Consider the following 12,660-nt stretch of genomic DNA (forward strand, 5'->3'; position numbering starts at 1 on the left):
GTGGGATCATGGGGCGCATACTTTCTTGGTACTTGTTGGCTCTGAAACAAACAAAGGGAATTTGCCTTCATCTAGATTCGCGCGAACCTTATCTATGATACTGACATCGTGATCGTCATTGAATGTGTGCTTCTTAATTATAGTTCCGGTGTCATAGAGATGAAGGCCTCCATGTACGAAAAAGACATTCTGATCTGATCGATTTTCCCATGTAGTAAAACTAAACCCATCACCTGTACGGTAGCCCGTTGGTTCAATCTCAGTTTTATTGACTATCCAGTAAAGCAATAAGTCGTAGTTGAGAGTGAAGATGTTTTTGAATTCTAGGATGAATGGTTTAGCTTTTTCGTATTGTGCTACTGAAACATGACTTGATCTTTCTGGATGAGTATCAGAAATTGAATCAATTAATGAATTCTTTAGTTGCTCTTGGTCTGTGCTGATTTCATCAATTTTTACAGCATCAATACCATAAGTTTCGCAGATAGCTTCGGCAGCCTCTAGAGCACGCATTACTTGCTCGAAATCGTATGTGTCGAATTTCGTGAAAATTTCCTTTATCTGTGCATCACGAACGCCAAAATCCGCTCCGTGAAGCAGGTTTTTATAGTTGAAAATTGCATGATCCCATGCTTGTGAGAAGCCGTTACCCAGTAGGACAGACGGCTTTTTATTGTCAGGCACACGCTTATTCATCGCGTCTTCAAAAGATTGTAGTGGCATAATCTAACTCTCCTTACGTGAATTGATATGCAACTATACCCTGTTGATTTCCGCTATTCTATATACCTAGTTCACAGAACCAACCGATGGAGCGCGTCTTACATTTTACTTTTCTATTAGCCTAAGTATCGCAAAAACATGTACTGTGGCTTGTTCTTATATTGGCACTGACTTGGAATGGGGCAAAACTGTTTTAGCAAACCCCATCTATCATCATAAATGACATACTCCCAACGCTCACAAAACTAATTCCCTCCCCTTTAAGGGGGAGAAACAGAACCATTATGAGCTTCTACTTTAAAGCATTAAATGGCATAAAACTAAGTTGTATTAATTAACCGCACCCCCTCAACTGAGCCAACCCATCCAGTCTCCTGCCCTACCTGCACGCAATTCTTATTGAGGGAAATTGCGCCACTCTCTTTTTATTTGCATAACAAATGTGTTTGGTTAACCTATCAAACCTAACTATGATGCATGGCGATTTTTCACAGCATAACGACAGAGAAACATTAATGAACAAAAAGAGCATCACCGCTTTGGTAGGGATAGGCCTTTTATCGATAGGCTTACTTTATCTATTTTGGGGACGTGAGTTTATCGCCCAAGACCGCTGTTTAGATGCGGGAGGTGCCTACCAGCAAGCAACGCAAAGTTGTGATCACAGCATGGATGATATTGCCTACGATGCCTTCGATGGCGTGATCTACCGTGGAGCGTTGGATGGCAAATCCGTCACCTTGGAGATCATTGGTCACGGAGATGGCTATCGGATGTCTGTTGATGGGCTGGTGACGCTTGGGGAACTCAATACAGAACGTGGCTTTGAGCAGGATGATAATGCATCACTATTTATCCTAAATTGGCGCAAGCCAGAAGTAGAGCAGATAAAATTTGTCAAGCTATCCAATGATCATCAGCGTTTAGTTTTGGTCGATGTTGGTGGAAGCCTCGATACTAGAGCGATACTTTCTGCACCAGAAACCACCGCTACCCCGCGTTAAACTCCCCCCTCAAATAACATAAAATAAGAAAATAAAAAAAGCCCGCTTAATTCAGCGGGCAATGAGGTTGTCTGTAGGTCTTAGACCTACTGATTTATTATTTTTTAACGCTTATGCTAAGTGTGCTTTCACTTGCGCGTGTAACTCTTGCACTGACGTGACTGATGACTTCGCATCGGCCGTATGAGACATACAGGTTGCAAAAGCAGCATTCAGTGTTGTGGTGTAGTTGACTTTTTGTGCCAATGCACCACGACGAAGAACCTTAGAATCTTCAATCGCTTGACGCCCCTCGGCTGTATTAATGATGTAGGTGTATTCATTATTCTTAATACGGTCAAGAATATGAGGGCGACCTTCATGCACTTTATTCACCAAACGTGGGTTAATACCGGCTTCACCTAAAATTACGGCGGTACCGTGAGTAGCATCAAGCTGATAACCTAATTTCACCAGTTTCGACGCTAAATCAACCACACGCTGTTTATCACCTTCACGTACAGAGAGCAGAGCTCGGCCGCCTTCAGGATAAACATTACCGCAACCTAATTCCGCTTTTGCATAAGCTTCAGCAAACGTTGCACCCACGCCCATCACTTCACCCGTTGAACGCATTTCAGGGCCAAGCAGTGGGTCAACACCAGGGAATTTATTAAATGGCAGAACCACTTCTTTCACTGAGTAGTAAGGCGGGATGATCTCTTTAGTAAAGCCTTGTGACTCTAGAGACTGCCCTGCCATCACGCGCGCGGCAATTTTGGCAAGCGGTGCGCCCGTTGCTTTTGACACAAACGGTACAGTACGAGCGGCACGAGGGTTAACTTCAATCAGGTAAACTTGATTATCTTTAACCGCAAACTGCGTGTTCATCAAACCGCGAACGCCCAATTCAAACGCCAGCTTCTCAACTTGTTCACGCATCACATCTTGGATTTCTTGGCTTAACGTGTAAGCCGGTAGAGAGCAAGCTGAGTCACCAGAGTGAACACCCGCTTGTTCGATGTGCTCCATGATGCCACCAATAACGACACGCTCACCATCACAAATCGCATCGATATCGACTTCAATTGCATCATCAAGGAAACGATCAAGCAGTACTGGTGATTCGTTAGACACACTGACCGCTTCGTTAAAGTAACGACGCAGATCTTGTTCGTCATAGACGATTTCCATCGCACGGCCACCAAGAACGTAAGACGGACGTACCACCAGCGGGAAGCCGATGTCTTTCGATTTTTCAATCGCCTGTTCCATCGTAGTCACTGTTGCGTTTTCTGGCTGCAGCAGACCTAAACGCTCAACCGCTTGCTGGAAACGCTCACGATCTTCGGCGCGGTCAATCGCATCTGGGCTAGTACCAATGATAGGCACTCCAGCGGCTTCAAGGGCACGAGCCAATTTCAGCGGTGTTTGACCACCGTATTGCACGATGACGCCTTTAGGTTTTTCAACCCGAACAATCGCCAATACATCTTCGAGTGTCACTGGTTCAAAATAGAGGCGATCGGAGGTGTCATAGTCTGTTGAAACCGTTTCAGGGTTACAGTTAACCATGATGGTTTCATAACCATCTTCGCGTAGCGCGAGTGAGGCATGAACACAACAGTAATCAAACTCGATACCTTGACCAATACGGTTTGGACCACCGCCGAGCACCATGATTTTGTCTCTATCGGTCGGTTGTGCTTCACATTCGTCATCATAAGAGGAGTACATGTAAGCCGTATCAGACGAAAACTCCGCCGCGCAAGTATCGACACGCTTGTAAACCGGATGAATATTATATTGGTCACGCATACGACGAATTTCACTTTCAGCCACGCCAAGCAGTGAAGAGAGACGCGCATCCGCAAAACCTTTGCGCTTCATCTTGCGTAGAACATCCGCATTTAAGCCAGCAAAACCGCCCGCTTTGACTTCTTGTTCCATTTTGACCAGTTCTTCGATTTGTACCAAGAACCAGCGATCAACGTTAGTCAGGTTGAAGACCCCATCCACAGACAAACCAGCGCGGAAAGCATCTGCGATATACCAAATACGCTCAGCACCCGCTTCTTTCAGCTCATGGCGAATTTTAGTCAGTGCATCTGGTGCGTCTAAATCAACCATTTCGTCTAGGCCGTTTACGCCAATTTCAAGCCCACGCAGTGCTTTTTGCAGCGATTCTTGTTGGTTACGACCAATCGCCATCACTTCGCCCACCGACTTCATTTGCGTGGTTAAGCGATCGTTAGCACCGGCAAATTTTTCGAAGTTAAAGCGAGGGATTTTCGTCACAACATAATCAATAGTTGGTTCAAACGACGCTGGGGTTGCACCACCAGTAATGTCGTTCATTAACTCGTCAAGTGTGAAACCTACCGCCAATTTGGCCGCAACTTTGGCAATAGGGAAACCCGTCGCTTTCGATGCAAGAGCCGAAGAGCGAGAAACACGTGGGTTCATCTCGATGATCACCATGCGGCCATCTTTCGGGTTGATACCAAACTGTACGTTCGAACCACCCGTTTCTACACCGATTTCACGCAGTACGGCTAGCGATGCGTTACGCATGATCTGATATTCTTTGTCAGTTAGCGTTTGCGCAGGAGCTACCGTGATCGAGTCACCCGTGTGAATGCCCATTGGGTCAAAGTTTTCAATCGCACAGACTATGATGCAGTTGTCCGCTTTATCGCGAACCACTTCCATTTCGTACTCTTTCCAACCGATGAGTGATTCATCAATCAACAGCTCGTTGGTTGGCGAAAGATCAAGGCCACGACGGCAGATCTCTTCAAACTCTTCTTTGTTGTAAGCGATACCGCCGCCGGTTCCACCCATGGTAAATGAAGGGCGAATAATGCAAGGGAAACCCACCATCTCTTGAACGCGGTAAGCTTCTTCCATCGTTTTTGCCGTATCAGCGCGAGGACAAGCTAAGCCGATTGACTTCATCGCTTTATCAAAGCGAGAACGATCTTCCGCTTTATCAATCGCATCAGCCGTTGCGCCAATCATCTCAACGCCAAACTCAGCCAGAACACCATGCTTTTCCAGCTCAAGTGCACAGTTCAATGCGGTTTGGCCACCCATGGTCGGTAATACCGCATCTGGGCGCTCTTTTTCGATGATTTTACGCACAACTTCCCAATGGATAGGCTCAATATAAGTCGCATCGGCCATCTCTGGGTCAGTCATGATAGTGGCTGGGTTCGAGTTAACCAAAATCACTCGGTAACCCTCTTCACGCAGGGCTTTACATGCTTGAGCGCCAGAGTAGTCAAACTCACAAGCCTGACCGATTACAATCGGGCCAGCACCTAGAATTAGAATACTTTTAATGTCAGTACGTTTTGGCATTGTCTACTACTCCGAATTACGCTGTGTGCTTTTTAATTAGTTCAATAAAATGGTCAAACAAAGGGGCGGCATCGTGCGGACCTGGACTCGCTTCAGGGTGTCCCTGAAAGCTAAAGGCTGGCTTATCGGTGCGGTGAATTCCTTGTAGTGAACCATCAAAGAGCGATTTGTGCGTTGCACGAAGTGTGACTGGCAGCGTTGCTTCATCAGCAGCAAAACCGTGGTTTTGTGCCGTAATCATCACCACATTACGATCCAAATCTTTCACTGGATGGTTCGCGCCGTGGTGGCCAAATTTCATTTTTACTGTTTTCGCACCAGATGCTAATGCCAAAATTTGATGTCCTAAACAGATGCCAAAAATAGGCAGTCCTTTCTCTAAGAACACTTTGGTTGCTTCAATCGCATAAGTACATGGTTCTGGGTCGCCAGGGCCATTTGATAAAAAGACACCATCAGGTTTCAGCGCTAGAACTTCTTCAGCCGAGGTTTGTGCTGGTACCACAGTTAGGCGGCATCCTCGGTCAACCAACATACGGAGGATATTGCGCTTTGCACCGAAATCGTAGGCAACAACGTGATAGGGCAACTCGCTGTCATCTTTCGCTTCAGGAAGTCCACCTTCGAGCGTCCACGAACCTTGTTTCCATTGGTACGCTTCTTTTGTTGTAACTTCTTTCGCAAGATCCATTCCTTTTAAACCGGGGAACTCTTTGGCTTTTACCAGCGCCAATGCTTCATCTAAATGGTCACCTGCCATAATGCAGCCATTCTGAGCTCCTTTTTCACGCAAAATGCGCGTTAGCTTGCGCGTATCGATATCGGCAATGCCCACAATATTTTGTGATTTAAGGTAGTCAGAAAGGGAAAGTTGATTACGGAAGTTAGAAGCGATAAGAGGGAGATCGCGAATCACAAGGCCTTGTGCATGGATAGAAGAGGATTCTTCGTCTTCGGAATTGGTTCCGGTATTGCCTATGTGGGGGTAAGTAAGAGTAACGATTTGTTGAGAATAGGAAGGATCAGTGAGGATTTCTTGGTACCCCGTCATCGAGGTATTAAAGACGACTTCACCAACGGATATTCCATCAGCGCCAATGGATACACCGTGGAACACCGTCCCATCTTCTAGGACTAACAGTGCTGACTTACTCAAGACAACCTCCAGAATAAAAATGCAAAAAATATAAATTAAACTGCAAATTCGTCTTCCTTAAGGCTACAAAATAGCGCCATAGGGGGATTTAGACAAATTGGCGGTATTCTAATGACCACCATGATTACTGTCAACATTTCATAATAAATTAAAGCAACATTTAGAGCATTAGAGATTAAAAGCGAATCTAAGGCAGCAAAAAGATATGTTTATTGATTAAAAAGAGGAGAATGGAGGAATTATCATGAGCAAAGTGAGATCCCTTGATTCATTTTAGGCAATAAACGGCAAACAAAATCACGCAAACGTTAATCAAGCAGAGAACAAGATGAATTTTAGGCATCTAAAACAAAAATGGAGGACCAACCCACCAAAAGATAACAAAAGTAAGCCGATAAATTGAAAATAATGAGAGATAATTAAATCAGAAAAAAGAGAGGCAACAAGGATGCGCCAGTAAATACTGACGCATAATTATGTAATTAAAGATCGTTCAAGCCTAACACATCAGCCATGCTATAAAAACCGGCAGGTTTATCAGCAAGCCAAACCGCCGCTCTCACTGCACCGTTGGCAAAAGTCATGCGATCCGTCGCTTTATGGGTAATTTCTACACGTTCGCCAATATCCGCGAACATCGCGGTATGCTCACCCACGATATCGCCAGCACGAATCGTAGCAAAACCAATCTCATTTTTAGTACGCTCACCGGTAATACCTTCTCGCGCATAGACGGCAACGTCACTCAGTTGGTTACCCATAGCATTAGCTATCTCCTCTCCCATACCAATTGCGGTTCCTGATGGAGCATCCACTTTATGACGATGGTGGGCTTCAATGATCTCGATATCACAGTAATCGCCCATCACTCTAGCCGCTTTTTCAAGCAGCTTGAAAACAAGGTTAACCCCAACGCTGTAGTTAGGAGCCATGACAATCGCAACCTGTTGTGCGGCAGCATTGATTTGTGCTTTTTCAGCATCAGAAAAGCCAGTAGTGCCAATCACTAGCTTCTTACCGTGTTTTTTGCATAACTCAATATTGGCTAAGGTGCTCACTGGCGCCGTAAAATCGATAATGACGTCGAAGTTCTCTACGGCATTTTCTAGGTTATCCACCAAGGCGATATCAAATCGCCCTTCACCGCATAACTCACCGATATCAACACCAACCAACGAGGACTCAGGACGCTCTGAGCCCGCACCCACTCGAGCATGGTTATTTTGATAAGTGGCTTTCACCAAATTGCGGCCCATTCGACCCGCCGCTCCTGCAATCGCAATTCTCACCATTGCGTTATTCTCCATTGTGACGACATCAGCTTAAGCTTGCATCGTTTCTCTTCATTCAAGGTGTTTCTGTAAACTATCAATATTTGCTTGTGGTGGCTAGCGACTTAGGCAAACTCTTTCATGACGCGCTCAACGATAGGCGTATTGGCTTCAGGAAATGAATAGTTTGCCAACTCAGAAACCGCTACCCATTCTCCTTGCTGCCCTTCTTTACCATACGGCTGATGATCAAATTGTGTCACGCAAATAAAATCAAAAGTTAAGGACTTGTCTGAATAGTCAAACTCAAGGTATTGGTAAGGAGATTGCTCAGTAATATGAATACCAATCTCTTCATCGAGCTCGCGGCAAATGGCTTGTTCAATCGTTTCGCCCGCTTCAACTTTGCCGCCAGGGAACTCCCAAAAACCGCCTTTGTGAAGATGATCTGGTCGTTTGGTAATGTAAATTTCTGATTTATCGCTATTAAAAATAATAGCCGCAACAATATGAACGCGTTTCATAAAGACTCCGATTCGGCGACTTCCCAACCTAGAAAATAAAGATGAGAAATATTGAGTTAAAAAAAGAGTCGCCTAAGCGACTCTTGGGGTGATCATTCAAGGGATAAGTTGATCTGTCCGTGGCACTGTTTGTACTTTTTACCGCTACCACAAGGGCAAGGCTCATTACGACCGACTTTACGCTCTTCACGAACCATAGGCTGGTGTCCTTGATCTTCAGAAGCTTCATCTGCAACCGAACTGTCGGCACTTTGGTGCTGGAACTGTTGGCGACGCGCGGCTTCTTCCGCCTGCGCTTGACGCTGTGCTTCCATACGTTCAACTTCTTCTTGCTGTTGTACGCGTACCTTAGACAAGATGGTAATTACATCAGTTTTCAAAGAATCCAGTAGCTCTTCAAACAGCTCAAACGACTCACGCTTGTACTCTTGTTTTGGGTTTTTCTGCGCGTAGCCACGTAGGTGAATACCTTGGCGCAAGTGATCCATCGCCGCTAGATGCTCTTTCCACAAGGTATCCAGAGTTTGTAGCATGACTGATTTTTCAAAGTTACGCAGAACCGAAGCCCCGACCGTTTCCTCTTTTTCACGATATACGCTAACCGCTTGTTCAAGAATACGTTCGCGCAGCGCTTCTTCGTACAATTTATCATCAGCATCTAACCATTGCTGTAATGGCAGCTCTAAATCAAAATCGTTTTTCAAACGATTTTCCAACCCTTTAACATCCCACATATCTTCGAGCGATTGTGGCGGAATGTATTCATCAATAACGGAAGTCAAAACATCTTGACGATTCTGCTCAATCATTTCGCTGATATCGTCTGCTTCCATGAGCTCATCACGCAGCTCATAAACTACTTTACGTTGATCGTTAGCCACATCATCGTATTCAAGAAGCTGTTTACGAATATCAAAGTTACGTCCTTCGACTTTACGTTGCGCTTTTTCGATCGAGCGAGAAAGCATCTTACTTTCGATCGCTTCACCTTCATCCATACCACTTTGGATAAGGCTTGCCATACGATCTGAGGTAAAGATACGCAGCAGTGAATCTTCCATCGATAGATAGAAACGTGAAGAACCCGCATCCCCTTGACGACCAGAACGACCCCGTAACTGGTTATCGATACGACGAGATTCGTGGCGTTCAGTACCAATAATGTGCAGACCACCAGCGGCTAACACTTGGTTATGAACCTCTTTCCACTTCGCTTTGATCTCATCGATCTGCTCTTGTGTTGGATTCTCTAGCTGCTCAATTTGTGCCTGCCAGCTACCGCCCAATACGATATCTGTACCACGACCTGCCATGTTAGTCGCAATCGTAACGGCCCCTGGAGTACCAGCTTGCGCTACAATTTCAGCTTCTTTTTCATGGAATTTCGCGTTAAGTACGTTATGTTTCACTTTAGCTTCTTTTAACGCATTAGAAAGCAATTCAGATTTCTCAATCGAAACCGTACCAACTAGCGTGGGCTGCCCTTTCGCAACACGCGCTTTGATATCTTCAATGATCGCTGCAAATTTTTCAGCTTCAGTGCGATACACCACATCTGGCATATCGTTACGAACCATAGGTCTATTGGTTGGAACTACCACGGTTTCCAAACCATAAATCGATTGGAATTCAAACGCCTCAGTATCGGCAGTGCCCGTCATACCAGAAAGTTTTTCGTATAAACGGAAATAGTTTTGGAAGGTGATCGACGCAAGAGTCTGGTTCTCGTTTTGGATTTTAACACCTTCTTTCGCCTCGACAGCTTGGTGTAAACCTTCAGACCAACGGCGACCAGGCATGGTACGGCCAGTGTGCTCATCAACGATGACCACTTCACTCTCTTCTGTCACGATGTAATCGACATTTTTCTCAAATAGCACGTGCGCACGCAATGCGGCATTGACATGGTGTAGCAAACTAATGTTGGCTGGTGAATAAAGAGTATCGCCCTCTTCCATCAAACCATTTTTCACCATCAACTCTTCAACAAATTCTTGGCCCGTTTCAGTAAAATGAACTTGTTTTGATTTTTCATCAACCGTGTAGTGACCATCACCACGATACTCTTCAGAGTCTTCTTTATCTTGCTTTTGCAGAAGTGGAATGAGGGTATTAATGCGGATGTACAACTCAGAACTATCTTCGGCAGGGCCTGAGATGATCAGTGGCGTTCGCGCCTCATCAATAAGAATTGAGTCCACTTCATCGACTACGGCAAAGAAACGTTCACGCTGTACTCGATCTTCTTTACGGAAAGCCATGTTGTCGCGTAAGTAATCAAAACCAAACTCGTTATTGGTCCCGTAAAGAATGTCCGCTTGATAAGAAAGTTTTTTCTCTTGTGGTGGCATATTCGGTACGTTAATGCCGACCGTCATGCCTAAAAATTCAAATAGTGGGCGGTTTGTTTCTGCGTCACGCTTAGCAAGATAATCGTTGACAGTAACAATGTGCACGCCTTTGCCAGGCAAGGCGTTGAGATACGCAGGCAAAGTTGCGGTTAACGTTTTACCTTCACCAGTGCGCATTTCTGCGATTTGACCCGCGTTGAGAACCATACCGCCGATCAACTGTACGTCGAAGTGACGCATACCATATACGCGCTTGGATGCTTCACGCACGGTGGCAAATGCTTCAGGAAGTAATTGGTCTAAGGTTTCACCTTGCTCTAAACGTTGACGAAACTCAACCGTTTTGGCTTTTAGTTCTTCATCCGTGAGTGCTTCAAAAGTAGGCTCGTAGTTGTTGATCTCTTTGACAATTTTTTTAAGGCGGCGCAGCGTTCTGTCATTGCGACTGCCAATAACCTTTGTCAGTAGCTTAGTTATCATGTGTCAGGAATCTCTCTTTATTAGATCGTTTTCGATCTACTCTTAATGCCGTCAGTCTCTACCAGTTTTGAACTAAGGATACTGAGATAAATCATGTATCACAGATATTGTGACGGTGAGGTTTATTTTCAAGGTATTAAATAATTATGTAACGCATAGTGTAAGGAATTTTTGCAGCGACAACCAATAGCAAAACTGTTTGTTTGAAGCACACTTAATATTTTTACGCTTTTTGAGCACTGTTTAAGCAATAAAATCGATTTATTACTATACGCATCCTAGGCACCACAATAGAATTGAATGGCAACTTAAGAGGGAGACTCCATGCGCGATCACCGTCCCACGTTAACCAAAGAGCTGATCAGCGATTCATCTCTAAAGAAAATACAGCAACATGCCACCGAGATCCTCGCTTTAAATAAAGTGCTCAATAAGTTGCTTCCCAAAGGAACGGCCGATCATGTCCGAGCCGCTAACATTCGCGGCGGTCACTTAATCGTTGAAGTGGCCAGTGCATCGATAAAAATGAAGCTTGATTATGACCGATTACACATTTTGAATCAGTTACGCAACCAAGGATTTGCCAAATTGATCAGCATTGAGCTCAAGATAAACCCAGCGCTCTATCGTAATCGTGGTATGAAAGAAGAAAAAGAAACGGTCGCGCGCCCACCACTATCTGAAAATACGGCGCAAGCATTATTGATGGTGGCGAGTAGCGCTTCCCCTAAAGTCAAAAAACGTTTGGAAAATTTGGCGAAATTGGCTAGGCCCAAATAAGCGTCATCGATGAATCAACCTAAATAAAAAGGCCAGACAATTGTCTGGCCTTTTTATTTAAACATTGCGCCTAAGCGAGAACCATATTCGGTTCAGCAAACGCTACTGGAGAGCCAACTTCTTCTTCAAAAGTAGCCCATTCCCACGCCTCTTGGTCGGCTAAGACTGCACGCAGTAGCTGGTTATTTAAACCATGGCCTGATTTATAAGCACGGAACTCACCCACAATGGAATGACCACACATGTACAAGTCACCAATGGCATCCAATACTTTATGAGTGACAAACTCATTGGCAAAACGCAAACCTTCTTCATTAAGAATACGGTATTCATCTAATACGATGGCGCAATCAAAGCTGCCACCTAAACAGAGGTTTTGCGATTGTAGGTACTCAATGTCACGCATGAAACCAAAAGTACGAGCTCTTGAAATTTCCTTGACGAAACCTTGCGAGGAAAAATCAAACACCATGCGTTGCTCATCAGAATCGATAGCGGGATGTTGAAAATCAATCTCAAAATCCATACGAAAACCGTTATGAGGTACAAGTTCTGCCCACTTATCACCATCTTCAAATCGAACTGGTTTCTTAATTCGAATAAAACGTTTTGGTGTATTCAGCGTTTGAATACCTGCTTGTTGCAGCAAGTAAACAAAAGGACTAGCGCTACCATCCATAATCGGAATTTCGGGTGCGTCAACTTCGATGATAACGTTGTCGATTCCCATGCCCGCTAATGCTGCATTTAAGTGCTCAACGGTAGAGATACGAATACCTTCATCGTTGACCAAAGCAGTGCATAGCATGGTATCGCGAACAGATTCAGGATCCGCAGGGAAGTCTACTGGTGGATTGACATCAGTACGGCGGTAAATGATCCCCGTGTTTGCAGCAGCAGGGCGAAGCGTTAATGTGACTTTACGACCAGAGTGTAAGCCCACCCCAGTTGTTTTCACTATTTCTTTCAGAGTTCGTTGTCTGATCATCTACTTGCCTCTATGTCAGTGCGACAAAACACGGTCGGTAA

9 protein-coding genes are annotated in these 12,660 nt (G+C 44.8%); 2 read left to right on the top strand and 7 right to left on the bottom strand.

Annotation, left to right across the window (positions count from 1 at the left end):
* Positions 1 to 6: 6 nt before the first annotated feature.
* Positions 7 to 723 (bottom strand): DUF4917 family protein, encoded by a 717-nt coding sequence (locus tag VOR_RS0102200; RefSeq protein ID WP_010317982.1) that lies wholly within the window; start codon positions 721 to 723, stop codon positions 7 to 9.
* Positions 724 to 1,238: 515 nt separating this feature from the next.
* On the opposite strand from VOR_RS0102200, the gene VOR_RS0102205 reads away from it, so the two are divergent.
* Positions 1,239 to 1,727 (top strand): hypothetical protein, encoded by a 489-nt coding sequence (locus tag VOR_RS0102205; RefSeq protein WP_010317983.1) that lies wholly within the window; start codon positions 1,239 to 1,241, stop codon positions 1,725 to 1,727.
* A gap of 111 nt (positions 1,728 to 1,838) precedes the next feature.
* Here the strand turns inward: VOR_RS0102205 and carB are convergent, their stop codons facing one another.
* The 5 genes from carB to secA form a co-directional block, all read right to left on the bottom strand.
* Positions 1,839 to 5,069 carry a carbamoyl-phosphate synthase large subunit gene (gene carB / locus VOR_RS0102210; RefSeq protein ID WP_010317985.1) on the bottom strand — a complete coding sequence of 1,077 codons (3,231 nt, stop codon included), beginning with the start codon at positions 5,067 to 5,069 and terminating at the stop codon, positions 1,839 to 1,841.
* Between the two features lie 16 nt (positions 5,070 to 5,085).
* Complete coding sequence (gene carA / locus VOR_RS0102215; RefSeq protein ID WP_010317987.1) at positions 5,086 to 6,225, bottom strand: glutamine-hydrolyzing carbamoyl-phosphate synthase small subunit; 1,140 nt, start codon at positions 6,223 to 6,225, stop codon at positions 5,086 to 5,088.
* 482 nt (positions 6,226 to 6,707) lie between these two features.
* Positions 6,708 to 7,532, bottom strand: coding sequence for a 4-hydroxy-tetrahydrodipicolinate reductase (gene dapB, locus VOR_RS0102220; protein ID WP_029626823.1), 825 nt, complete (start codon positions 7,530 to 7,532; stop codon positions 6,708 to 6,710).
* A gap of 89 nt (positions 7,533 to 7,621) precedes the next feature.
* On the bottom strand, positions 7,622 to 8,020 hold the full coding sequence (gene mutT, locus VOR_RS0102225; protein WP_010317990.1) for an 8-oxo-dGTP diphosphatase MutT: 399 nt from the start codon (positions 8,018 to 8,020) through the stop codon (positions 7,622 to 7,624).
* Positions 8,021 to 8,112: 92 nt separating this feature from the next.
* Entirely contained in the window at positions 8,113 to 10,851 is a 2,739-nt protein-coding gene (gene secA / locus VOR_RS0102230; protein WP_010317991.1) for a preprotein translocase subunit SecA, read from the bottom strand.
* A 324-nt stretch (positions 10,852 to 11,175) separates the two neighbouring features.
* On the opposite strand from secA, the gene VOR_RS0102235 reads away from it, so the two are divergent.
* Entirely contained in the window at positions 11,176 to 11,631 is a 456-nt protein-coding gene (locus tag VOR_RS0102235; protein WP_010317992.1) for a DUF721 domain-containing protein, read from the top strand.
* 70 nt (positions 11,632 to 11,701) lie between these two features.
* Here the strand turns inward: VOR_RS0102235 and lpxC are convergent, their stop codons facing one another.
* On the bottom strand, positions 11,702 to 12,619 hold the full coding sequence (gene lpxC / locus VOR_RS0102240) for a UDP-3-O-acyl-N-acetylglucosamine deacetylase (protein ID WP_010317993.1): 918 nt from the start codon (positions 12,617 to 12,619) through the stop codon (positions 11,702 to 11,704).
* Positions 12,620 to 12,660: the final 41 nt, after the last annotated feature.

Origin of the sequence: Vibrio ordalii ATCC 33509 (assembly GCA_000257205.1) — a bacterium.
GTDB lineage: Bacteria > Pseudomonadota > Gammaproteobacteria > Enterobacterales > Vibrionaceae > Vibrio > Vibrio ordalii.

Coding starts and splice junctions, on each gene's coding strand:
- mutT (WP_010317990.1), bottom strand. CDS start 8,020: ATGAAACGCGTTCATATTGTTGCGGCTATTATTTTTAATAGCGATAAA.
- lpxC (WP_010317993.1), bottom strand. CDS start 12,619: ATGATCAGACAACGAACTCTGAAAGAAATAGTGAAAACAACTGGGGTG.
- VOR_RS0102205 (WP_010317983.1), top strand. CDS start 1,239: ATGAACAAAAAGAGCATCACCGCTTTGGTAGGGATAGGCCTTTTATCG.
- carB (WP_010317985.1), bottom strand. CDS start 5,069: ATGCCAAAACGTACTGACATTAAAAGTATTCTAATTCTAGGTGCTGGC.
- VOR_RS0102200 (WP_010317982.1), bottom strand. CDS start 723: ATGCCACTACAATCTTTTGAAGACGCGATGAATAAGCGTGTGCCTGAC.
- dapB (WP_029626823.1), bottom strand. CDS start 7,532: ATGGAGAATAACGCAATGGTGAGAATTGCGATTGCAGGAGCGGCGGGT.
- secA (WP_010317991.1), bottom strand. CDS start 10,851: ATGATAACTAAGCTACTGACAAAGGTTATTGGCAGTCGCAATGACAGA.
- VOR_RS0102235 (WP_010317992.1), top strand. CDS start 11,176: ATGCGCGATCACCGTCCCACGTTAACCAAAGAGCTGATCAGCGATTCA.